Source organism: Shewanella sp. K8, from assembly GCF_028823715.1.
Taxonomy (GTDB): Bacteria; Pseudomonadota; Gammaproteobacteria; order Enterobacterales; family Shewanellaceae; genus Shewanella; species Shewanella algae.
On record NZ_JAPEHY010000011.1, the window covers coordinates 31,565 to 55,303 of the forward strand.

General features: G+C 52.0%; 19 protein-coding genes. 9 read left to right on the forward strand and 10 right to left on the reverse strand.

Annotated elements, in window-relative coordinates:
- Nucleotides 1–39 precede the first annotated feature (39 nt).
- The 5 genes from ON072_RS07930 to mtgA all read left to right on the forward strand — a co-directional run bounded on the left by ON072_RS07930 (nucleotide 40) and on the right by mtgA (nucleotide 4,238).
- Complete coding sequence (locus tag ON072_RS07930) at nucleotides 40–1,230, forward strand: class I SAM-dependent rRNA methyltransferase (RefSeq protein WP_025011273.1); 1,191 nt, start codon at nucleotides 40–42, stop codon at nucleotides 1,228–1,230.
- Between the two features lie 194 nt (nucleotides 1,231–1,424).
- Nucleotides 1,425–2,165 carry a sporulation protein gene (locus tag ON072_RS07935; protein ID WP_028781102.1) on the forward strand — a complete coding sequence of 247 codons (741 nt, stop codon included), beginning with the start codon at nucleotides 1,425–1,427 and terminating at the stop codon, nucleotides 2,163–2,165.
- 80 nt (nucleotides 2,166–2,245) lie between these two features.
- Entirely contained in the window at nucleotides 2,246–2,671 is a 426-nt protein-coding gene (gene trxC, locus ON072_RS07940; RefSeq protein WP_028781103.1) for a thioredoxin TrxC, read from the forward strand.
- Nucleotides 2,647–3,315, forward strand: coding sequence for a lipase family alpha/beta hydrolase (locus tag ON072_RS07945; RefSeq protein ID WP_144224926.1), 669 nt, complete (start codon nucleotides 2,647–2,649; stop codon nucleotides 3,313–3,315). Before trxC ends, ON072_RS07945 begins: the two co-directional genes overlap by 25 nt.
- A gap of 206 nt (nucleotides 3,316–3,521) precedes the next feature.
- Nucleotides 3,522–4,238: a monofunctional biosynthetic peptidoglycan transglycosylase gene (gene mtgA / locus ON072_RS07950; protein ID WP_037475400.1), complete on the forward strand. Its 717-nt coding sequence runs from the start codon at nucleotides 3,522–3,524 to the stop codon at nucleotides 4,236–4,238.
- Nucleotides 4,239–4,284: 46 nt separating this feature from the next.
- Here the strand turns inward: mtgA and ON072_RS07955 are convergent, their stop codons facing one another.
- Nucleotides 4,285–5,487, reverse strand: coding sequence for a porin (locus ON072_RS07955; RefSeq protein WP_045284007.1), 1,203 nt, complete (start codon nucleotides 5,485–5,487; stop codon nucleotides 4,285–4,287).
- 631 nt (nucleotides 5,488–6,118) lie between these two features.
- On the opposite strand from ON072_RS07955, the gene ON072_RS07960 reads away from it, so the two are divergent.
- Nucleotides 6,119–7,321 carry a NupC/NupG family nucleoside CNT transporter gene (locus ON072_RS07960; protein WP_028781105.1) on the forward strand — a complete coding sequence of 401 codons (1,203 nt, stop codon included), beginning with the start codon at nucleotides 6,119–6,121 and terminating at the stop codon, nucleotides 7,319–7,321.
- Nucleotides 7,322–7,353: 32 nt separating this feature from the next.
- On the opposite strand, the gene ON072_RS07965 is transcribed toward ON072_RS07960, so the two are convergent.
- On the reverse strand, nucleotides 7,354–9,096 hold the full coding sequence (locus tag ON072_RS07965) for a sensor domain-containing diguanylate cyclase (protein ID WP_261753118.1): 1,743 nt from the start codon (nucleotides 9,094–9,096) through the stop codon (nucleotides 7,354–7,356).
- A gap of 118 nt (nucleotides 9,097–9,214) precedes the next feature.
- Complete coding sequence (locus tag ON072_RS07970; RefSeq protein ID WP_025011267.1) at nucleotides 9,215–9,658, reverse strand: Lrp/AsnC family transcriptional regulator; 444 nt, start codon at nucleotides 9,656–9,658, stop codon at nucleotides 9,215–9,217.
- Between the two features lie 108 nt (nucleotides 9,659–9,766).
- On the opposite strand from ON072_RS07970, the gene ON072_RS07975 reads away from it, so the two are divergent.
- Entirely contained in the window at nucleotides 9,767–10,351 is a 585-nt protein-coding gene (locus ON072_RS07975) for a LysE family translocator (protein ID WP_028781108.1), read from the forward strand.
- Between the two features lie 77 nt (nucleotides 10,352–10,428).
- On the opposite strand, the gene ON072_RS07980 is transcribed toward ON072_RS07975, so the two are convergent.
- Nucleotides 10,429–12,456: a S9 family peptidase gene (locus ON072_RS07980; protein ID WP_093982364.1), complete on the reverse strand. Its 2,028-nt coding sequence runs from the start codon at nucleotides 12,454–12,456 to the stop codon at nucleotides 10,429–10,431.
- A 303-nt stretch (nucleotides 12,457–12,759) separates the two neighbouring features.
- Here ON072_RS07980 and ON072_RS07985 point away from each other — a divergent pair, with 303 nt between their 5' ends.
- Nucleotides 12,760–14,127 (forward strand): L-cystine transporter, encoded by a 1,368-nt coding sequence (locus ON072_RS07985; RefSeq protein WP_028781110.1) that lies wholly within the window; start codon nucleotides 12,760–12,762, stop codon nucleotides 14,125–14,127.
- Nucleotides 14,128–14,267: 140 nt separating this feature from the next.
- On the opposite strand, the gene ON072_RS07990 is transcribed toward ON072_RS07985, so the two are convergent.
- Entirely contained in the window at nucleotides 14,268–15,569 is a 1,302-nt protein-coding gene (locus ON072_RS07990; protein WP_144166193.1) for a type II toxin-antitoxin system HipA family toxin, read from the reverse strand.
- Nucleotides 15,569–15,817, reverse strand: a complete 249-nt coding sequence (gene hipB, locus ON072_RS07995; protein WP_025011264.1) for a type II toxin-antitoxin system antitoxin HipB — start codon at nucleotides 15,815–15,817, stop codon at nucleotides 15,569–15,571. The genes ON072_RS07990 and hipB overlap by 1 nt, the downstream gene beginning before the upstream one ends.
- A gap of 511 nt (nucleotides 15,818–16,328) precedes the next feature.
- Between hipB and ON072_RS08000 the strand changes: the two genes are divergently transcribed.
- On the forward strand, nucleotides 16,329–18,020 hold the full coding sequence (locus ON072_RS08000) for an ATP-binding cassette domain-containing protein (protein ID WP_261753119.1): 1,692 nt from the start codon (nucleotides 16,329–16,331) through the stop codon (nucleotides 18,018–18,020).
- 12 nt (nucleotides 18,021–18,032) lie between these two features.
- Here the strand turns inward: ON072_RS08000 and ON072_RS08005 are convergent, their stop codons facing one another.
- The 4 genes from ON072_RS08005 to ON072_RS08020 all read right to left on the reverse strand — a co-directional run bounded on the left by ON072_RS08005 (nucleotide 18,033) and on the right by ON072_RS08020 (nucleotide 23,687).
- Complete coding sequence (locus tag ON072_RS08005; RefSeq protein ID WP_014386412.1) at nucleotides 18,033–18,407, reverse strand: PH domain-containing protein; 375 nt, start codon at nucleotides 18,405–18,407, stop codon at nucleotides 18,033–18,035.
- 10 nt (nucleotides 18,408–18,417) lie between these two features.
- Nucleotides 18,418–20,343 carry a peptidase U32 family protein gene (locus tag ON072_RS08010; protein ID WP_261753120.1) on the reverse strand — a complete coding sequence of 642 codons (1,926 nt, stop codon included), beginning with the start codon at nucleotides 20,341–20,343 and terminating at the stop codon, nucleotides 18,418–18,420.
- Nucleotides 20,344–20,556: 213 nt separating this feature from the next.
- A complete protein-coding gene (locus ON072_RS08015) occupies nucleotides 20,557–23,082 on the reverse strand; it encodes a hypothetical protein (protein WP_261753121.1) in 2,526 nt (841 codons plus the stop codon).
- A complete protein-coding gene (locus tag ON072_RS08020) occupies nucleotides 23,082–23,687 on the reverse strand; it encodes a hypothetical protein (RefSeq protein WP_025011261.1) in 606 nt (201 codons plus the stop codon). Before ON072_RS08020 ends, ON072_RS08015 begins: the two co-directional genes overlap by 1 nt.
- Between the last annotated feature and the right edge of the window lie 52 nt (nucleotides 23,688–23,739).

Genomic DNA, 23,739 nt, shown 5'->3' on the forward strand with positions numbered 1-23,739 from the left:
CATCAGGACCCGGTTGCCGACACTCCAGACAGGCGCATCATGGTACTCAAAATCAAACTTAGACCCGGCCGGGAAAAATCCCTGCTGCGGCATCACCCCTGGGTCTTTTCCAGCGGCATTCACAATATCAAAGGCAAACCACAAATGGGCGAAACGGTTGAAGTTGTTGCCCATGATGGCCGCTGGCTGGGGCGGGGCTCCTGGTCGCCGGAGTCGCAGATCCAGGTGCGGATTTGGAGCTTCAATCGTGATGAAGAGATAGACAGGGAGTTCTTCAAACGCCGCATAGTGCGGGCCCAAAAGGGACGTGATGCCCTGATTGCCGAGCAGGGGCTTACGGGTTACCGCCTTATTGCCGCCGAGTCGGACGGTTTGCCCGGGATCACCATAGACAAGTATGCCAATGTGCTTGTGTGCCAGTTGCTGTCGGCCGGCGCCGACTATTGGCGCGATACATTGGTCTCTGTGCTCTCTGAGCTCTACCCGGACTGCGCCATCTACGAGCGCTCCGATGTCGAGTCACGTAAAAAAGAGGGCCTGGAGCTGGTTACCGGCCTGCTGCATGGCGAATTGCCGGCCATGCCTGTGGTGATAGAGGAAAACGGTATCAAGATCGCCGTGGATGTGACCAAGGGTCACAAGACGGGTTTCTATCTGGATCAGCGTGACAATCGTGCCATGGCTGCCCGTTTCGTCAAGGGTCAGTCTGTGCTCAACTGCTTCTGTTATACAGGCACTTTTGGCCTCTATGCCGCCAAGGGCGGCGCCGCCAGTATTGAGAATGTCGATGTTTCCAAGCTGGCGCTGGACACGGCGAAGCAGAACATGGCACTCAATCAACTGGACGACAGCCATGTGCATTACCATGAGGCCGACGTCTTCAAGCTGCTCAGACAATATCGCGATGAAGGGCGTAAGTTTGATGTCATAGTGCTGGATCCGCCCAAGTTTGCCGATAACAAGGCGCAACTCAACGGTGCCTGCCGCGGTTATAAAGATATCAATATGATCGCCATGCAGCTGTTGCAGCCGGGCGGCACTCTGTTGACTTTCTCCTGCTCGGGGCTGATGCAGGCGGATCTGTTCCAGAAGATAGTGGCCGATGCGGCGTTGGATGCAAAGCGCGAGTTGCAGTTTATCGAGCGCCTGTCACAGGCTTCGGATCACCCCATAGGTGGCGCTTTCCCGGAAGGCTTTTATCTCAAAGGTTTGGTGGCCAGAGTCTGGTAACTCAGGCCACTTTGGTTAACCAGGCATGATCAACAAAGAACAAAGGGGGCGTGGCTCCCTTTTTTGTTCCTAATCTTTTTTCAACCACCGCTATCTGTGCTGTTGCCGTCTTGGGTTAACCCCTGGTGCCCTTTACTCTATGGGGAAAAGGGGCTTAAATGCGGCAAGGTCTATTAAGTAAACAGGAACAGAGGATGTTTAAGAAACTGCTTGCCGCAATTGGCGTTGGTGGTGCCAGTGTAGATACCCGCTTGCTCAATGCCAGCCTGCAACCCGGGCAAACCTTTGAAGCCAGAATCGTGCTCAAAGGCGGCGAGGTAAGCCAAAGTATTGCCGGCCTGGAGCTGGCCCTAATGACCCGGGTTAAGGTCAGTGATGGCGACAGCAGCCACTTTATCAATCATTGCCTGGCCAGCTGGCGCATCAGCGAGGGCTTTGAACTTCAGGCCGGAGAGGAGAGAGAACTGCCTTTCATCGGTCAGTTGCATCCTGAGACCCCATTTACCGAGTTGCCCGTGCGTAACAATCAATGCCGGGTCTGGCTGCAAACCGGGCTGGCGATAGATTACGCCATAGATCCGGGCGATCAGGATCTGCTGCAGATCCAGCCTACCCAGCTGTTGCTGCACCTGCTGCAGGCCATGGAGGAGCTGGGCTTTGTCCTTAAAAAAGCCGATGTCGAGCAAGGCTATATCAACACCTCTGGGTTTCGCAGTGGTTCAGGCTGCTATCAAGAGTTGGAGTTTGTACCCGCAGGGCTTGGGATCCGCCTTTTGCGTGAAGTGGAGCTCACCCTGGTACCGGCCGGAAAGCAAACCCATATCTTGCTGGAGCTGGACCGGGCCTTTCGCGGCGATGGCTATCTGAGTCTGACCTTGGATAATCAGGCCGATTATCCCCAGGTGTTGGCCGCGTTGCAGCCTCATCTGGTTTGAGTCGACTGGCTTGAGCCTGGCGTGAGTCATCCCCATATCTCACAATGTGCGGCGATAACGCCGCTTGAGAGGAGAGTTCTATGTTGATTGCTTGTCCCCAGTGCGCTGGAATGAACCGGGTGCCGGAAGAACGGCTGTCTCAAGGCCCTAAGTGCGGTCACTGTAAGCAGCCTTTATTTCAGGGCAAACCCTTTGAGCTGACCGGCGCCAACTTTGCCAACCATGCCCACAAGTCAGAGCTGCCGTTGGTGGTGGATTTCTGGGCCAGCTGGTGTGGCCCCTGCAAACAGTTTGCCCCCATATTCGAGCAGAGTGCCGCCGAGCTGGAGCCGGAGTTTCGTTTCGGCAAGCTGGATACCGAGGCTCAGCAAGCGCTGGCGGCTCAGTATGGGATCCGCTCCATTCCGACCATAATGCTGTTCAAAAATGGCCGAGTGATAGCCCAACAGGCCGGTGCCATGCCCAAACAGGCATTCCAGCAATGGCTCAAGAGCCAGCCAATTTGAGGCTGGATAACAGCAAAGCTCTGGTGGTGCTGGTTCATGGCTTCAACAAAGATGAGCGCGACATGGAGTTTCTGGCCCAAGGCTTGGCCCGGCAATACAGTATCCTGTGCCCCAGATTGCCCACCCGTTTCGGCTCACTGCAACAAGCGGTAGCGACATTGCGCCAGGCGCTGGATAAGCAGAATTGGCAGCAGTATCCCAGGGTGCACTTTGTGGCTCACAGTATGGGAGGCATAATCGTCCGGCAACTGCTGGCAGAGCAGCCGCCCGACAATTTGGGCCACAGTGTGTTTATTGCCACGCCCCATGATGGTTCACCACTGGCGAGCCTGGCCGATAAGCTTCCGGGATATTCCAGGCTATTTCAGCCGCTGCAATCTCTGCTGCCGGGGCAGCGCTGGGCAAGTTGGCGCGAGGATAGTCAGGCTCATCTTGGGATCATCGCCGGCAGTGGGACTCAGGATCCCTTGGGTACCTTGATTGACGGCGAGTCCGATGGCCGGGTATCCCTGGCGTCCACCCGTTGTGATGATGCTAATGATTGGATGGTGTTGCCCCTGTGCCATAAGGCCATACATTGGCATCAGGATACGCTGGCGGCGGTACAGGGTTTTCTTGAGCGCGGCCGCTTCGGCGCTGACTAACGGGCATTGGTAATCGGCACTGGTTAAGGGCTCTGGTTAATAGGCACTGGCTAAAGAAAAGTGCCACTGAGTCTCCCGGGTGTTCCGGATAAGCTTACAGATTGTCATTCCGGACCGGGTTCGCACCTTGCAAAATACTCAATTATTATTCACAGAGGGTTTCCAGGCTCACTCAGTTTGGGGGAGCTTATTTATCAGGAGCGAATTTGGCCGCGAAAAAAGGATGGTTGAGGCGACTGACAGCCTGGTTGATAAAACTGCTGTTGGGGCTGGTGATACTGTCCCTGCTGATGGTGATTACCCTTAAGTTTGTTAACCCACCGCTGTGGAGTTGGCGTATTGAACGCTATTGGTTTCCGCCTGCGCCGGTCAAACAGGTACAACATCAGGTGCAACATCAATGGCAGCCGCTGACTAAGATATCTGCCAATATGCAACTGGCGGTGATCGCCAGTGAAGATCAGCGTTTTGCCCTTCATTCCGGTTTTGATCTCAAGGCGATTCAGAATGCCATAGAGGAAAAGCTCCAGGGGGAGCGTCTCAGAGGCGCCAGCACCTTGAGCCAGCAAACCGCCAAGAACCTGTTTATGTGGTCTTCGCGCAGCTTTATTCGCAAGGGGGCCGAAGCTTGGTTCACCCTGCTTCTGGAGCTGGTGTTGGATAAGCCCAGGATCCTTGAGTTGTATCTGAATATTGTCGAATTCGGCCCGGGGATCTACGGCGTCGAAGCGGCGGCGCAGCACTACTTTCATAAGAGCGCCGCCCAGTTGTCGTCCCGCGAGGCAGCCTTGCTGGCCGCCTTGTTGCCCAATCCCTGGCAATATCAAATCAATCCCCCCAGCGCTTACATGAACCGCCGCGCCGACTGGATCCAGCAACAGATGCGGCAACTGGGAAGCGGAACCCTGAAGCAATTGCAATAAAAAAGCCCGCTGGTCAAACGGGCAAACCTGCAAAGGGAGAACAGGTCTAAAAGTTGTATTGCACTCCTATGGCTGCGCCGTCATCTTCTGAGTCGGCCATGCCGGCGAGGCTGGAATGGATCTCACTGCAGTCTTTCCGAGCCTCCAGGAATAGGGTCACACTGCGGTCCAGTTGATAATGCAATCCGGCAAATACGAACTGCCGCTTGAATTCATCGCCGCCATAGGCGCTGGCATATTCGGCACCGGCATCGAGCATGTTGTAGGAGATGAATGGACGCAGGCCATTGATAAATTGATAGGATATCCAAGTTTCCACACCTTGGGATTTTGGCAACATGCGCCCCAAGTTATCGGTATCGTGCCAGGCGTTGTGATTGTAGTTGGCTGCTGCAAACAGGCCGTCACAGCCAAAGCAACCATAGCTGACTCCCATGCCATAGATGTAATCTGTCTCTTGTTGCTGCCGTTGGCCGGTACGTATGATATCTATATCACCCGTGTTGCCACCCAAGGTGAGTTTCCAACCTCCGCCCAGCTGGTAGCCAAGGGCAACTCCGTAGGTGTTGTACATTCGCACTTGAGTGTCATGGAATGAGTCATTCAACATGGAACCCGGAGGGAAAGGATTTATTGGGTCACCACTGGCCTTGAGTTTGGTTAATTCATCTTTAATTTGTGCCTGAACAGCCAACTCGAATGCTCCCCAGCTGTTGCGGTATTGCATGATTTTGTCACCGCGGCCGACACCATTGATTGCGCCATCGCCTTTGTTATAGCTGAATACTCCGGCAGCGTTGCCATCCCACACCATGCCTTGGTTGGTGGCACCGACAACGTCGTACCATACCCCCCATTGCTTACCGAAGGAGAGGCGGCCATAGTTTTCATGGCTGAAGCCGACATAACCCAATCTATTACTGAGAAAATCGTCACTTTCGGCATGTAAGGCACTGTCGCTGCTGTATACCAAATCGGTTTTGCCAACGGCGTTGACGCCCCATTCGAATAGGGTGTCTATGACCCAGCCGTTATTGAGCTTATGGTCGAAGCCGAAGCGTACTCTGGAGCCGGCATTGGCCATCTCGGTTTTTCCCTGGGTGTTGATCACATGCAGTTGCAACCTACCGCCTACAATCACCTGGTTATTCTCATCGCCATAGATTTCGACGGCACTGGCCGTAAAACTTGCCAATATTGATATGACCAATAAGGCTATGGGTTTAATTGCCGGACTTGAACCTTTCATCTTGTTTTTGTTTCACTCTCACTATTTTTATCCGGATTTTATTGAGGCTTTTTCTTTTTGAAAGTGGTTTGTTCTGGCTCTTGTGGAATTAACACTTGTTGCCGAGTTCTGTGGCTAAATTATTGATGGGTTTTAATCTACGTTGATGATGGTTGTTTTTCTCTAACCTTTTAATTATCGGTATTTTGTATTTTCCTTTGAGTAGGTTTTTACACTTAAGTGAAAAGTGGAATATAAAGCATGATTAATTTTTGTGTTTAATCCGTTTTCGCTTTTCGGTTTTTTGTTGTTTTTTGGTGGTATGGCTTGTTTTCAGGTTGCAGTTGTTGGCTTTTGTGATTGGTTTTGTGTTTTGAATTGTTGCTATATATTTTGTTTTTTTATTGCTAATAAGAAGATTGTTTGTTTTTTGAACTTGCTCTTATCAAGCTTGATCGATAACACTATGAATAGATTTAATAATCTATTATTAATTAATATTCATGAATTTGCTTGAATTCACTGTTGTACTATTGCCGATCACATTGTTTTTAACTTATTCAAGATTATTAAAATCACAACACTCTCATATTCAGTTTCTACTGAATTAAATTTCGAGTGGCTAAAAATAAAACAGCGTTAGGTGGATGCTATGGAATATGTAAATTTTTTTGTAGGTATGTTGGCCATTCTTGGCTTGGCACTCTTGGCTAACCTTAATAACTGGCGCCAGATAAAAATCCGTTATGTGATACAACTGCTGCTGGTGGAATTGTTGCTGGCTTGGTTCCTGTTGAACTCTTCTGTTGGGGTGACAATAGTGGGAGGCTTTGCTGCCGCCTTCTCCAAGTTACTGGAGTTTGCCAAGCAAGGGACGGATTTTGTATTTGGCAGTGTGACCAATGAGGGGGGATTTACCTTTTTCTTCATGGTATTGATGCCGATTATTTTCATTTCTGCCTTGATAGGTATATTGCAGTACTTGAGAGTCCTGCCCTTGATCATCAAGGGGATAGGCATCTGTCTCAGTAAGATTAACGGCATGGGAAAGTTGGAGTCATTCAATGCCGTGAGCTCCATGATTGTGGGCCAGTCAGAGAACTTCATTGCCATCAAGAACCTGGTTCCCCACATGACAGACAAGCAGATGTACACCCTATCTGCCACAGCCATGTCCACAGTATCCATGTCGATTGTCGGTTCCTATATGCAGCTTATAGAGCCGCGTTTTGTGGTGACCGCCTTAATACTGAATATGTTCAGTACCTTTGTGGTGCTCAATATTATTAACCCCTATGAAGTGGATAATTCGACCACAGACCAACTGATGACTGCCGATAAAAAGAGTAGTGGCAAGGTCAGTTTCTTCGAGATGCTGGGGGAATATATCATTGCCGGTTTTACCGTTGCCGTTATAGTCGCGGCCATGTTGATTGGCTTTATCGCCCTGATTGCTTTGGTCAACTATCTGTTTGAGGTGGTGTTCGGTATCAGTTTCCAACAGGTATTGGGTTATGTGTTCTATCCCTTGGCCTGGTTGATAGGTATTCCTGCCAGCGAAGCGATGCAAGCAGGCAGTATCATGGCCACCAAGTTGGTAACCAATGAGTTTGTCGCCATGATAGATATGAGCAAAATGGTCAAAGAGGGGGCCTTGTCGGCTCATACCACGGGAGTGTTGTCGGTGTTCCTGGTGTCTTTTGCCAACTTCAGTTCAATTGGAATGATCGCCGGCGCGGTGAAGGCGCTCAGCCCCGAAAAAGGTGCTGTAGTATCCCGCTATGGTCTCAAACTGGTTTACGGGGCGACTCTGGTGAGCTTATTGTCGGCGGTTATTGCAGGCATCATGCTCTAAGCAGTGGGGAGCCGAGGCTCCCCCGGTTTTTTTCAAACCGAGTCAGCGGCAGCCGGTAAGCTCTCTAGCGCCCCTGGCGTGTCGGCGCATATGCGATTGCGGCCACTGTTTTTGGCTTGGTATAGCGCGCGGTCGGCTCGTTTTACGGCCGCTTCTATCGATTCTGTTGCAATTTCAACCTCGGCGATGCCCAAGCTTATGGTGCAACTTATCTTGTCTCCCGTGTCGGCGGTTAGCTGCATCGCTTCGACATTGAGGCGCAGCTGCTCGGCTCGCTGCAAGGCTTGGTTTAGTGGGGCTCCCGGCAGCAAGATCACGAACTCTTCACCGCCGAAGCGGGCCGCCATCTCGGCTCCTTGGCAGTGTTGCTTCAATAATTTGGCCAGGGCGACTATCACCCTGTCGCCCAAGTGGTGACCAAAGTTATCGTTGATCTGCTTGAAACTGTCTATATCCAGAATAAGCACAGAGATAGCTTCGCCATTGCGGCCGGCCAGCTTAAGTTGATAGTCGGCCTCAGAATAGAAATAGCGCCGGTTATAGAGTTTGGTCAGAGGGTCTGTGGCCGCCTGGCGCTTGAGCTCTTCCTGCGAGGCGCGGATATCTTCAAGAATTTTGATCCTGTAGGAGATGATAAACGCCAGGGTCAGGGCTTCCAGCATAATGCCTATGCCGACTCCGTGGCTGCTGAGATAGCTCGGAGAGATCAAGCCCTTGTAGAAGAGCACGGCTATGCCGTTGAAGATCACGAAGAAGCTGTGGCCCACCAGAAAGTACTTCACCAGTGGATTGCCCTTGCGATAGAGGGAGATACTCACAGAGAAGGTCACCAACATCATGAGTGCTGCCAGGCTACTGGCGGGTTTGAGTGCTGCTGAGATATCAAATAAGCCCCAGAACAGGGTCGCCAGCAGTAACAGCAACATCAGCTGCAACGCCTTGTGCTCTGTGGGGTAGAACTGCCTGGTCTCGAAGATGGCCGTCATAAACAGCAGCAGGAAAATCGGCATGGTGATCAGCGACAGATTGAGCATGAAGACGCTCGAGCCGTAGGCGTTGAACACGCTGGCAACTAAGCCATAGGAGAGGGCAATCCACACCAGACCCGAGATCAGATACAGCGAATAGTAGATGTTCTCTTTCTTACTGGTGGCGAAATAAAGCAGGCAGTTGTAGAACACCAGTGCCAGCAACATGCCCACCATAAGTGCAATATCATAGTGAGTGCTCACCAGGGCCCGCCGCGAATTTTCCTCATCCATCAGTGTCATGGCAAACCATTGATGGGAGTAGGCGTGGCTACGAATATACAGGGTTGTTATCTGATCTGGGGCCAGCTTCAATGGGTAGACGACTGTACCCCGATACATGAGTGGGTTGTCGGCGGCCTGTTCGAGATCCAACTGCTCGTGTCGTTGCAGTTGTTGGCCGCTTTCTTCATAGATGTCGATTTGCTGCACATGGTAAGCATGGGGCAGGTGTAAAAACAGCGGCTTTTCCTGCGAGAGCTTATTGTGCAGTATCAGCTTGAACCAAGTGACCCTGGCATTGGTGCCCAAGGTGGTGACATTATTGGTTACGCCGAAAGGCTTCTGGCTTGCCTGCTCAAAACCGAGGCTCTTGCTGTCATCAACAAAATAGCCGATTTTGAATTCATCAAGCGCGACGTTGCTTTGTTCTATGTCAACAATGGGAAGCTTAACCTGCTCTAATGCAAATAGTTTTAGGCTGGTTAGCAGCAAAAACAAGCACAGCAACGCATATCTCAATTCCATTCAGGTATCCATCTTCCCTGGCGCCGGCATGTCCAGGCGCCTCTTTATTGCTCAATGGTACCCAAGGATAAAAAGTGTCGCCAGCAATACCATGCGACATGCGGTTTATCGCAGACAATTATTGACGTTGATCTTTCGGTGAATCCATTACCACCATGGTGGTGATGGATTTGACTTGAGGATATTCTCCGAGGACTTCGGCATGAAAACGTTTATAACTGCTGAGATCTTTGGTCTCGACCCGCAACAGGTATTCGTTGGCGCCTGTGATATTGTGGCACTCGATCACTTCTTTGGCGTAGCGGATATGCTCTTCAAAGCCCAACTGGGATTGTTTACTGTGACTGTTGAGGCCTATGGCGACGTAAGCAATAAAACCTATGTTCAGTTGGCTCTTGTCCAATACGGCCCGGTAGCCCTTGATCAGTTTTTTTCGCTCCAGTTCCTGTACCCGCCTCAGGGTGGCAGAGGGAGATAATCCCACCCGCTCGGCCAGCTCGACATTGGAGATCCGGCCATCACTCTGTAGCCCTTGCAATATTCTTTCGTCAAATCTATCCATGGTGATGTTTTATTGCTTACTTTTCACTTTAAGAGCAAATATAAGCACAAAATTGCGTCCCAATCCATCTAGTATTTGCTGACTGTTTATTTCAGGAGTAAAGCAAGAATGGAGCCTAATTTGCTATGGCCTTTGGTGATGTTTGCCTTTGTTTCAACCGTGACCCCAGGGCCCAACAACATCATGTTGATGACTTCAGGTGCCAATGTGGGTTTTGTTCGCACCTTACCGCATATGCTGGGGATAGTGCTGGGGTTCAGCCTGATGCTGTTGTTGGTGGGGATCGGCGTGACCGGCTTGTTTCAGGCCTATCCTTGGTTGCACCAGTTACTGAGTTTGCTCTGTATTGCTTACATGGTGTATCTGGCGCTGAAAATCGCCTTGAGTCGTCCGGGAAATACCAATGAAGGTTATCGCAGCATGACCTTTATCCAAGCGGCATTGTTTCAGTGGCTCAATCCCAAGGGATGGTCCATGGCGCTGGCGGCGGTGAGTCTATACAACCCGAGTGCCAGTTGGCAGCAGTTGTTGCTGATCTCTGTAATATTTGCCTTGGTCAATGTCCCGTCTGTCAGTATCTGGACCCTTATCGGCAAACAGTTGAGTCGCTGGCTGACGGCGCCCAACTACGCCCGTGGTTTTAACCTGTTGATGGGCGGTCTTTTGCTGGCATCCATAGTACCCATGCTCTGATGTTCGCTTTCCATTGCATTAATATGAAAGAAGGCGACCCTGAGTCGCCTTCTTGCTTGGATGCCGATTATCGGCGATTAACGCGGGCCCGGCTCGGCATAATGGGTCATCCAGTCTTTGACCTGGTTATACCAATAGATGGAGTTATTGGGCTTCATGATCCAGTGGTTCTCATCGGGGAAATAGATCATCCGCGATTCCACTCCACGGCTTTGCAGGGTGCGGAACAGCTCAAAACCTTGTCCCACGGGCACCCGGTAGTCCAGCTGACCATGGCTCACCAGCGTCGGTGTATTGAAACCGGCGGCAAAGTAATGGGGTGAAATCGACTGGTAGATTTCCGGGTTTTCCCAGTAGTGGCCGAAGCGGGTGCTGTGTACGGCGAAGTCGGAAGCCATCTGGGAGTACATGTCGTACACGGCGGCATGGATCAACAGCGCCTTGAACGGATGTTTCTGCCCGAGGATGATGGAAGTCAGATAGCCGCCGTAGCTGGCACCACCGGCCACCATGCGATCGCTGTCGATCCAGCTCTTTTGTTCAAACCAGTCGGCTGCCTTGAGGACATCATCCAGAGACTTGTTTTTCCAGTCCGGGTTGATGGCATCGGCAAAGTCCTGGCCGAAGCCGCTGGAACCGTGGAAATTGGGCCAGGCAGTGACATAACCCCAGGAGGCGAAGGTCTGGGCGTTCCAGCGATAGTGGAAACCATCACTGATGGCGTTGTGTGGGCCGCCGTGTACCAGCATAAACAGCGGGTACTTCTTGCTGCGATCGAAACCCGGTGGGTAGTGCACCCACATCTGGATATCCTGGTTGTTGTAACCCTTGTAGGTCACAGACTCATAGCTGCCCAGATCCACATCCTTGAGCAGTTCATCATTGAACTGCTCCAGCCTTTGGCCCTTGCCGTTCTTGGGATTGATCGCCAGCAGTCGCGCCGGATAAAGGAAGCTGTCGTTGAGGGCAATCAGAGTACCTTTCTTGCCTATCTGCGGCTGACCATAGTTGGTGTCCTTGGTGATCGCCTTCACTTTGCCGCTCTTGGCATCGATATGATAGATACGGCTGGTGGCGGCATCATCAATGGCGGCGTAGAAGCCTTTGCCATCCGGCGTCCAACTGAACTGAGACACAGATCTGTCCCAATTGGCGGTCAGGGTCTTGAGCTTACGGCTGTGGATATCCAGCAGCATCAGCCTGGAGGTGTCGGCATAGAAACCCGGGATCTTCTGGCGAGTGAAGGCCAGCGTCTTGCCGTCGGGGCTGAAGCTTGGGCGGCTATCGGGCGCTTCGTTGTCCGGTGTCAGGTTTTCTGCCTTGTCTGCGCCTATCTTGCCGAGGAAGATGTCCAGCTTGGGATCGACCCGGTTGTCGGAACCGTAGGCGTTGAAGGCGATCAGTTTCTCATCGGCAGACACATCATAGCTGCCGGCGCTTTGACTCGAACGAGGCAGCTCATGGCCCAGTGTTTGAGTAATGGCTTCTATCTCGCCGCCCTTGGCAGGAATTCGGAACACATGCGCCTGACGACGTTCATCCAGCCAGTGATCGAACTGGGCATAGGGCAGCGCATTCCACTGCTTGGCCGAGGTCTTGTTGTCCTTGTCGGCTTTCAGCTGCTCTTGCATCTGCTTCCAGTCCTGCCCGGGGAAGATGTTGCTGATGAAATAGAGATGTTTACCTACCCATTTGATGCCGTACACGCCGGTAGGCACTTCGGTCAACCGCTGGGCTTCACCCGGGCCATTCATCGGCAGCAGATAGATCTGCCCGGCATCGTCTTCATTACGCTGGCTGACAAAGGCCAGAGTGTTGCCATCAGGAGAAAATACCGGGTTGCTCACCTTGAGTCCGGCGGCAGTCAGTGGGCGTTGATGTTTGCCATCGGCATCAAAGTACCAAAGTTGGGTCGACCCTTTGTCGGCCTTGACATCATACTCGGTCACGGGGGCGATGATATGCTCGCCGCCGGGCGATACTACCGGGCTGCCGATACGCTTGAGTTGCCACAATAGCTCAACCGACAAGGGCTTGCCCGGCTCTGCCCACGCCGATGCCAGTGGCATCAAGAGGCAGAGCAACAGAATTCCAACCTTCTTCACGGAAAGTCTCCTTTAGATACAGATAGTTATTATATTCGGCAGCGAAGGCTGCCTCGGGAGTATATCCCCGGATGATGAAAACAAGCTTATCCGGGCACGGCTTGATGGGATTATTTTGTGTAACTTTCTGTTAGCGCTTGTACGGTATCGTGCGAAATTTGGCCGTTTTGTGTGGGGTTAAGTCAGGTTATTTATAATCAGAGGCTATAAAGAATAATAACTTAATATTTTGTCGTGCTTAAACTAGCGCTTATTATGCGGTAGATTCTCTCTTCATATACCGTTTCCCGTATAAGGTTCCATATGTCTATTGCAGTTATCGCATCCATTGCGGTATTTCTCGGCGTTCTGTTTATTCTGTTTCACCAACAGCAAAAAGAGCACAAATTATCCCGTCTGGTGCTGATCGGTTTAATCCTCGGCAGTGCCTATGGTTTCCTGATGCAGTCTTACTTTGGCGTGGACAGCCCGGTCACTGCAGAGACGCTCAGTTGGATAGCCATAGTCGGTGGTGGCTATGTGGCCTTGCTGAAGATGGTGATCATGCCCTTGGTGTTGGTGTCCATGGTAGCGGCAGTGGTCAAGTTGGATAAGGGCGGCTCGCTCGGCAAGATCTCCTCCCTGACCATATTTATTTTGATGGCGACCACGGCCGTAGCGGCTTTGATAGGTATTCTGGTCACTTCCATCTCAGGGATTTCTGCCGAGGGGCTGATAGCCGGTAGCCGGGAAACGGCGCAAATGGCGGTATTGGATACCAAGGCGGCTTCGATTGCCGATCTGACTGTACCGCAAATGCTGCTGAGCTTTATTCCGGTAAATCCTTTTGCCGATCTGGCCGGTACCCGTTCCACTTCCATCATTGCCGTGGTGATTTTCGGTATCCTCCTCGGGATAGCGGCCCGCAAAGTGATGCATGAGAAAGAGCAACTGGAATCCCCCATACGGACCTTTGTTGAAGGTGCGCAGGCGATTGTTATGCGCCTGGTGAAGATGATTATGGCGCTGACTCCTTATGGTATTGCCGCGCTGATGGCCAAGGTGGTCGCCTCTTCCAGCGCTGCCGACATGCTCAACCTGTTGGGTTTTATTCTGGCGTCTTACGTCGCCATCCTGCTGATGTTTGTTGTTCACGGCATGCTGGTGGCCATGGTAGGCGTTAGCCCGCTGGACTACTTCCGTAAAATTTGGCCCGTGCTGACCTTTGCCTTCTCGTCGCGCAGTTCGGCGGCGACTATTCCATTGAATGTCGAGGCTCAGGTGACCCAGCTGAATGTGCCGCCGGCCATTGCCAATCTGGCGGCCTCGTTCGGTGCCACTATCGGTCAGAACGGCTGCGCCGGTATCTATCCTGCCATGTTGGCTGTCATGGTGGCGCCCAGCATGGGCATAGATCCACTGGACTTGCATTTCATGCTGTCCTTGATTGCCATAGTGACCATCAGCTCCTTCGGGATAGCCGGCGTCGGTGGCGGTGCAACATTTGCGGCGCTAATTGTCCTGCCTGCCATGGGGCTGCCGGTGGCCATTGTGGCGCTGCTGATCTCCATCGAGCCGCTGATTGATATGGCGCGTACCGCCTTGAACGTATCCGGCTCCATGACCGCAGGTACCATGACCAGTCGGCTATTGAAGCAAACCACGGAAAACCAGACGGCCGAGCAGCAGTAAGTTGCCCCGGCTAACGGCTTGAGAAAAAGGATGCTGCGGCATCCTTTTTTAGATTGGCACGGGTAATGAAAATCTTACTTAAAAAGGAAATTAACCCGCATCCGCTTATGGAAATAGCATTTAAAATTAATAGCTTATAGCTAGATTTTTTTAATTATTTTGTTGGCATTCTCAAAAATTGAGTTGGAGATATGCTCTGGAAAGCCCTCCGGTAGATTCGCCCTTACTTGCGAGATTGCCTCAGGTAACGCACCTTTCATTTCATCCATTATTCTTTGCATCTTATCCTGACTAAAATTCACAGCTTTAGCAGTATCTAAAAAGTGACGAGGCAGGATTTTATTGATTTCATACTTCTTGCCTTTTGTGGCTTTTAACCCCATTGCGAGCTTAAGTTGTCTAATATTGAGTCCTTTTCCTCCCAGTAATGGGTAGGCTGAAAGAATGTCGTAGAATGGAGTGAGTCGATAGCTACCTCCTCTATCAATATAGATAGAAAAGTTTTTAGCATGTCCATCCGTAGCCCCAATGATCCATTGAAATACCTGGAATCTCATGAAGTTATATTGATCTTCAAGTGCATTACTTGAGCCCATTAGTAACTTCATGATCTGTTCTATGCCTGGACCACCTTGAGATTCATATTTGATGGATGATGGCATACCAAACACTTGGCAAATATCTTCTTGAGGTAAGCGTAGCAAGCCTGCTCTGTCTTTTGTCCAGCGTCGATCAAATCGTTCTACAGCTAAAGCTTTAAGGTTGTCTGTTTTGATTATATTGACGCTGGGAACTGCGAATCCCAGCGCTTTAGCTAGCTCAATGCAAAGATATTCATTTTCTACGCTATCTTTGAGATCCAGTGTCGCGCTAGCTTGTGGTATTTCGCCTATTGGCAGCTTGATAATGTGAGTGGTTGGGGTGTTTCCTTTCGGTATACACCATTGTCCATCAATGAATAAGAGTGCGGTTTTTTCTTGAGCACCTGCCACTGAGATCCTAAAGTCTTCTTCCTCTTTGAGCATTCCGAGGGGAATATCAGACTTGTATGCAGAAAGAACGGCTTCTAGTTTCTTGTTATCCAATATTTCGTAGCTGAGTGGCTCTTTTTTATAGGGGTGTTCGGGAGGAAATAGTGCAATAGCACCAACACTATCCTTTCCAATTTCTTTCAAGAGATCAAATGGTTGTTTGGACGAGGCTCTGTACCTTGCAACGATCCTATCTCTGACTTGTGGGCTGTCTGGTAAGAGGTTGTCAAAATAGTTGATAACGGCATCGGAAGTGATAGTCGGTAATTGAAGCCTCAAAGACAATGACAGTGGGCGAGCCATTGCATTGGTTATCCAGTCCTTATCATATTGAAAAGTGTGAGCGCCGTTCTTATGCTTCGCCAAGGTGCCAACAAGTTCACCATTCATGTATGCTATTAGCTTTTGCATTACCAACTCTCATCATCATTTTCACTTGGCGAAGTCAGCTGTGTTTTTTCTTGGATACTCAGTGTTAGATCCATCGCTTGTACAAGCTTAAAGAAGGTAGAAAGCGTTGTTTTGTTGGGGTTGTTCTCGAAGTTCGAGATTGTTGCTTGCTTTATACCGACTTTTTTCGCCAACTCTGACTGAGTCCAGCCATTCTTTTGGCGTATCAGTAGCATCATATCTGCGAGTTGCTTTGGACTATATATCATTAGTTCCAGCCCTCAATGATTAGAGATGAATTTTAAAGTTATCTCATATCCCCACTAGAGGATGAGATAACATTTATCCCTTTGTTGGGATAAATGTTACTTTATACCCCGGTGGGTATAATTGACTAAATATCCGCTATTGAGGATATTTAGTCAATAGAAGTCAGAAGGAACAATGATATTGAGCTGAGTCATAGACTGCTCTAGCATCCTGTTTAGTTTTGAGCCGCACTCTCATCCCAAAGGACAACCCCCAAAGGGGACAAGCTGGATTTTTGTTGTCTCAGGCGGTTATAATTCCGCCATCCTCGCCTATTGGAGCTCACGCCAAAATGAACAACTGACACCTGATCACCAATCTTTTTTACTTTTCCATTATTAGATTGGCAGGGTCGGTCGGCGTGTTCGCTCAAGTCTTTATTGTTGCAGTCAGTTGGCACTCATTCGCCATATCATGACTGCTTAAACCCGGATCGGATCTCGCCGTGCCTCCCTGTCTGCAGGAGGCAAGATGCAGGCATTTAATGCAAGACAAATCTCACTCTATACTCATGGCCTTGAGCCATTGTTTGCCGATATCAGCTGTAACCTGAGCGCTAGAATGACCGGCCTGATTGGTCGCAACGGCATAGGCAAGAGTTTGCTGGGCGAAATACTCTGCGGTTTGAGAGCGCCGGATAGCGGCACGGTTGAGCGCCGGGGCATTTGCGGTATATACCGGCAGCAGCAAGAACCAAAGCTGCTAACGGCCGCAGCAAGCCGGGTTGATGGCCCCTCATCCCAAGTGCCAACAATGCAAACCGGAAGCTACCTGAGCCAATGCCTGGGTTTGGCGACCAGATTACAGGCACTGACACAAATAGAGCAGGGCTGTTGTGACAGTCATTGGTTTGAGCAGCTCAATGACGACTGGCAGGTGCGGCAAACCTTTTGCGAACTCTGCCGGGAGCTGGGGTTGCCGGCAGAGCCCGAGCTTGAGTTCGAACGCCTCAGCGGCGGCCAGCAGGCCAAGCTGAAACTATGGCGTTTGTTTCAAAGCGAGGCCGACTGGTTGCTGCTCGATGAGCCTTCCAATCATTTGGACAGAGGCGGCAGACAGTGGCTGTGGCAGCGGATGTCGGCATTTTCGGGGCAGATCCTGCTGATAAGCCACGATATAGATCTGCTGCGACAGATGGATGAAATCTGGGAGCTCAACAGCTTGGGGCTGGATTCCTATGGCGGCAACTATGACAGCTATTGGCATCAGCACACCCTGGCACAGCAAGCGCTTGAACGCAGGTTGGAGAATGTCGTCAAGGCCCGGTGTCAGGCAAGAAAGCAGGCGCAGTTGAGTCGGGAGCGGGCACAACAGAGAGCAGCCAAAGGGGAGAAATTGGCGCGCAGTGGCAGCCAGGCCAAGGTGTTGCTCGACCGTCAAAAAGAGCGGGCCGGTGCCAATGCGGCGGCCATGTCGACCCGGGAGCGGCGACATCAGCGACTGCTGGACTCTGAGCTTGACGGGCTGAAACAGCAGTGTGAGCAAAGGCGTAGGCAAAACCTGACTCTGGGGCGCGAAACCCATGGCCAGCCAGTGGCAAAGCAGAGTTTGGTACGGCTATTGGACGCTGTCTTGCCCTATGGCAGTCGAGAACCTATCAATTTAACCCTCAGCAGTGGCGAGAAACTGCGTTTGGCGGGGGCCAATGGCAGTGGTAAGTCCAGCTTGCTTCGGGTCTTGCAAGCTAGGCTGGCGTTGAGCGCTGGGCAAGTGCAACTCAATGGCCACAGTGTCTATCTGGATCAGCATTTCAGCTTACTCAAGCCAGAGTGGACACTGTTGGAAACCCTGCAGCGCTGTGCTCAAGTTGATAGCAGCCCGATTGATCATAACCAGGTGAATCCCAGCCTGATGGATGACAGTCAGCGCCGCACTCTGCTGGCCCAGATAGGCTTTCGCGCCGAGCAGGTGCACCGCACTGTGGCTTGTCTCAGCGGCGGTGAAAAGATGAAGCTGGCCATGCTTTATGTCAGTCACCAGCGGAGCAATCCCTTACTGCTGCTGGATGAGCCTGACAATCATCTGGATATTGAATCGAAAGCGCGTCTGGCCGCGGCGCTGGCAGCATACCCTGGCGCTTTTATTCTGGTCAGTCACGATGAGGAGTTTGTGGCGCAGACCGGCATTGAAGAAGCGCTTTCCCTGTCAAATAGCGGATCTTAGACTTTTTTAACCTCAGAGCGTGAATTTGGCTATGGTCTTTTGAATACCCACCACATCAGTGCCGCGCTTGAGCTCTTTGACCAGGGGCTCTGCCTGGCCTGAGATCCACAGCTTGAGTTCGGCATCCATGTCGAAGCGCCCGGCGGTTTCCACTTCAAAGTGCACTATCGCCTTGTAGGGGATGGAGTGATAACTCACTTTCTTGCCGGTCATGCCTTGTTTATCTATTAAGATCAGGCGCTTGTTGGTGAAGACAAACATGTCGCGAACCAGTTTATAGGCCAGCTGCAACTGTTCGCTGTCGGCCATAATCGGCGTCAGTTCTTCGTTGAGTTTATCCAGATCCACTTCACTGGCGTTGCCCATCAAGGCGTTCAAAAATCCCATGTTTTTCTCCTTAACCCACCAACAGCATTTCACACTTATGGCAGTCGAACACCAGCTTGAACTGCTTGCCACCCAGCTCCATTTCCAGCGGCTCTGCCTTGATCCCCGGCACTTCTTTGGGGCACATGTTGTAGCTGTAACGTATGCAGTGCTTGGTGATCATCAAAGGCGCATCGCCTTTTACCGGCCGCACTTCATAGGCATCACGGATGGACACCACCCCGTGACGGGTATAGAAGTCCTTGGCTTTTTGGTTGGCCACATTGCCAAGATAGGTCAGGCTGCGCTGCGGGAAGCGGGCGCTGTCGTCCCGTACCCAGGGCGTGGGTCTTTGATACCCCTGAATGCGCGCTTCGTCCAGCGCAGCAATGGCATCACGGCGCAGGCCATTGATGATGGATGCCGGTACAAAAACGGCTTCGGCATCGCCCAAATCCACTTGTCCGAGACGAAAATCTGTATTGCCCAGCTTGGCGAGATGCTTGCCGAGTGATTCACGGTTGCGGGTAATATCCTTGGCCTGCTGTTTTTCGAAGTCAGCGGTCACTGTCGCCTGATGGCCATGACGGTCGGCGGCGGTCAGCGCCAGACCTGTCTGGGTATTGCTGAGGCTGAAGTCCAGCAACAGGGTTCGCTCGGCAGATTCTTTGGCCAGCAGGGCTTCAAAGGCCTGATCTTTGTTGCGATACAAGGTGGCACCGACATAGAGATCTTTCGGCATGTTTTTCAGGTACAGGGTGTTACCCTCGGCGCGGTTGACCCGAAAACCTGTCAGCTTGTCATCCGACAACCTGGCCTTTTGATAGTTGGCGGCGAAGAAGCCCAGGCCATCACCGTTGTGGAACTCGGCATCCGAGTCGACCTGGATGAAGTCTTTGCCTATCTTGCTGACTTTGCCTACCTCTACTCCCAAGTATTTCGGAGTACGGAAGTCGCCGATGTCCGCCTTGCGTTCATTGACAAAGTAGTCCGTCTTGCCACGGTTAAAGCTCTTGTCCGGATCCGGGGTGAAGCTGTAGTGGCAACGGCCGTGGGACGAGGGTTCAAACTCGGGCCGACGCGCCATGATGGCATCCAGTTGCTGGCGGTAGTGAGCGGTAACATTCTTGACGTAGCTGAGGTCCTTGAGTCGGCCCTCTATCTTGAAGGAGCGGATCCCGGCATCGATCAGCGCTTCGAGGTTATCTGTCTGGTTGTTGTCCTTCAGCGACAGCATATGGTCGTTGCTGGCAATGATGTCGCCCTGGCGGGTCTTGAGATTACCCGGCATCCGGCATTGCTGCGAGCATTCGCCGCGGTTGGCACTGCGGTCTGTGTAGGCCTCACTGATATAGCATTGGCCGCTGTAGGCCACGCACAGGGCGCCATGGATAAAGAACTCCAGTCGCATCTTGGTCTCGGCGGCCACGGCGCGAATTTGGCTCAGACTCAGCTCCCGCGCCAACACTACTTGGGAGAAGCCCACATGCTCGAGAAAGGCGACTTTGGCCGGAACCCTGTTATCCATCTGAGTGCTGGCATGCAGTGCAATCGGTGGCAAGTCCAGCTCAAGCAGCCCCAGGTCCTGCACAATAATGGCATCGGCACCGGCCTCGTACACGGCCCAGATCAGGCGCTTGGCCTCTTCCAGTTCATCGTCCAGCAATATGGTATTGAAGGTGACAAATACCTGGGCGTGATACCTATGGGCAAACTCACACAGGCGGGCAATGTCCTCGACACAGTTGCCGGCAGTATGGCGGGCACCGAACGCCGGGCCACCAATGTAGACGGCATCCGCCCCGTGGCGAATGGCCTCAATACCGAAATCGGCATTCTTGGCCGGAGCCATCAACTCCAGCTTGTTGTCGGCCAGTTGCACCGCTTGGCTGGGGGCGGCATCAGGGGCTTGTGCCTGTTGGCCGGGATTAAAGAGTTCAACACCTGTAGTGGACATGGCTTACCGCTCGTCTGGAAATGCCTGGAAATTTCGGGCACAAATTATAGCAGAGCCAGTAATTCATGAAAGCCTAAGGAATTAGATGCACCAATTTCTTCGGTTGGAAAGTGGCAGCCTGGCTTGAGAACAACCGCATGATGGAAGGTTTTAGGCAGACAAAAAACGGGAGCCCTGAGGCTCCCGTTGGCAGTTGTTTACTTCAACTTTGCATCAATCGTTCAGGTGGGCACAGCGACCAAACTCGGCTCCGCCTTTGACGGCAGCAACAACCTGTTTTGGGAAGCTGAGCTGAACATCCTGGCCCTCCCGGCAGACAAAGGCCTTGTTCAGATCGACATCGATAGACAAGACAGCTCCTGCGATACCACCCATCATTTCAGAGCCGTTGGCACTGATGGCAAAAGGGTTGTCTATGGTCAGTGCCTTGGCTTCGGTAACGCCTTGCTTGGCGAAGAACTCCTTGGTGCTCATCCAACCCAAACCTTCCAGGTAGATACCACCACTGAAACCGGTAAACAGGCTGCCGGAGCGAGCGGTAATCATCGACAGATCGTCGCTGGCATCAAGCAGCAGCATACGCGGTACGCCAAATTCGGCACTGATACTGTCGTGATCCCAACCTTCGGCACACAGATTACCCAGGAAGAAGTGATTGAAAGGTACCTGCTCACACCAGCGCAGGCTGCCTATGTGCTCCTGTTGGCCCGAGTCCGTATGCCATAGGGTGACTCCGGTGCGGGTGCCAAAGCCAACTGTGCTGCCGTCGTTGGATATCACCGAGGAGTCCTGGGCGCCAAACTCAGCAGAGGTGTCGTGGAAGCGTCCATCGACCCAGGCAACCTGACTGGTGCCATCATAAGTGCCGGTAATAGTACTGCCGTTGCCGGCTATCCTGTCGGCACGCAGCCACTGAACCTTTTCGGCGAATTGGTAAGGCAGTTGCTGCATACCGGCCTTCTTGGTCCAGATAAAGGGCACTATCTCGTCCTTGAATGCACTCTGGCAGGCGCCGTTACCGTCAGTATCCAGATAGGCGGTGCCGACAACTGTGTCGCCATTGTCATCCATATCCCAGACATAGCTGGAGTTGGTGCCTGACTGCCCCGAGCCACCGCAGCTGTTACCGTTGAGATCCCCAAGCGAGGTTAGTTTGTCGCTACGCAGATCCCAGATGGCGGCATTGCTGATGCCGTTGCCACTGAAGTCCGCCATAACACCGGCCTTGGTGGCGTTTTTGTTCATGGTGGCGTGTCCGGCAACCACGGCATTACCGGCCGGGTGCAGCTCGAACAGGGCTTTCTTGGTGCTGTCATAGAGGAAAGGCGTAGTGCCGGCTATCCCCATGGCACGTTTGCCGTTCTTGGCATGATCCAGCACAAAGGCGCTTACCAGCGGTGTATATTGGATGCCATCGCTATAGCCGTTGAAATAGATATCGGCCTGTTTGGTCACCCCGGCTTCGGCAATGATAGGAGTGAAATCACAGGCTCTATCGCTGGCCGGATTGCTGCTTTCATTGCTGTTCCAGTATTCGGCCTCTGACAAGAGGGCGGTTTGTCGGGTTGGATAGCCTCCCGCCTTGATAGTCTCCATATAGAGTACATAGCGACCGCCGGGTGTCAGACCATTGATGGTGAACTTGCCATCCGGGCCTACAAGCCCTTGAGTCAGGTTGCCGGACTGTTGAGTGACCACATCGTACAGAGGGTTATCCAGGTTGCGGGCCACCATGTTCATACCCGAATAGTCCACTCCTTCCTTGGTGTACAAGGTGCCGGAAATCGAGCCGTAGCCAGAACGATATTCCGCTGTAGGGTAGAGATCGGACAGGTTGACTATGTCGTCGCGCACATTGACCGTTGATTGCTCGGCACCCTGAACTCCTAACACATTGATGAAGGGGAACATGGTTTCAATAGTGTCCGGCGCTATCTGGCTGGCGCTGGTGTATTGATTGGTAATGGCGCAACCCGGTACCCCGTCATATTGCGGGCTATAAGAGGCTGACATATAGCTGAGATGGCCATTGGCCTGGGAATGCGACATGTTGAGGGCGTGGCCGAATTCATGGGTAAATACCCCGGCAATCATTTCGCCTTCTGTGTCATCTATACCCACGTACCAGCCGTTCATCAAGGCAGTGGCCTCGAGGATTTCACCGGTTTCTTCATCGGCCCACTCGGGGAAGGCTATCCCCAGGACCTGGCTGCGTGGTACGCCGAAATACTGTTCCAGTATCTGGCCGTCGGTGTCATAGTTGACCCAGAAACCATAGCCGTTTACGGCGGAATAGATCTGATCGACATTGGTTTGATTGACGTCCTTGATGCCGATTTGCTGTTCAATGGTGCCCTGCACCGACATCTCAAAGGTGGAGGTTTCCACCGCTGACCATTCGCCCACGGCCTTGGCGGTAATGGCATTGGCCTGAGCTATGCTGAGGAAGGTGTAATCCCGGTCCAGCACTGTACCTGCCGGGATAACAGTGCCGTCCGGCAGTGTGATGTCGAGATTGAACACCTGCCCCTTTTCCAGAATGGTGAAGGTTTGTACGTCAACCCCATCCTTGTTTTTAATCACAGGTCCGCCGTCGGTATAGACGGGAATCGCACCCTTGGAAGTATCCCACTTATAGGGCTGCATTGTGGGTTCGTGAATATACAGCGGGCCACCGGCCAGCGCGGCAGAGGAGACTGAGCCCAACAGTAAGGCCGTGGCAATTCTTGAAAGCTTCATTATTTGGCCTCCTGTACCAGTTTGCCAACCAGAGACATAAATGCGGCGGCATCCACAGCACCGGCTGTGGTGATAAGGCTCTGCTCTTCAGGGCTGAGCGACTGGGTGTTCATGCCATCAAACAGGCCTATGTTGCCCAGTTGATTGCTGACTTTGCCGTTTTGCACAATGAATTTGCCTTGTTCCAGCCCTACGGTAGAAGTCAGGCCTGCACCAAGATCCGGATTCATAAAGGCCACTACCTGCTCGCCAACCGACCAGCGGGCGAAGCCTTCGGGGGATACGCCCAGGTAGACTTTGCCGTTACCCATGGAACGGGGCTTGAGCAAACCAAACTGGCGGAAGGTATATTCGCTGCCTGCCTTATGTTTGTTCTTGGCATCCATACCTACCCGAATAGTGATCTGGGTATAGGGGCGTTTGCGCTCATCAAAGCCATCGGTCACAGACACCACTTGGCCCGAGACTATGCTGGACGCCTGACTGGTCAATTGACTGAGATTTTGTTTGAGATGTTTTTGGGCCACGGCTGCCGGTGTCAGCAGCAAACTGGCTGAGACGAGACATAGCGCCGATAGACGCTGGAACCACTGAGATCTTGTCACTGTAATACCTCCTGTATGATTGGGATAAATTCAGCTTTCGATCATCGACCCA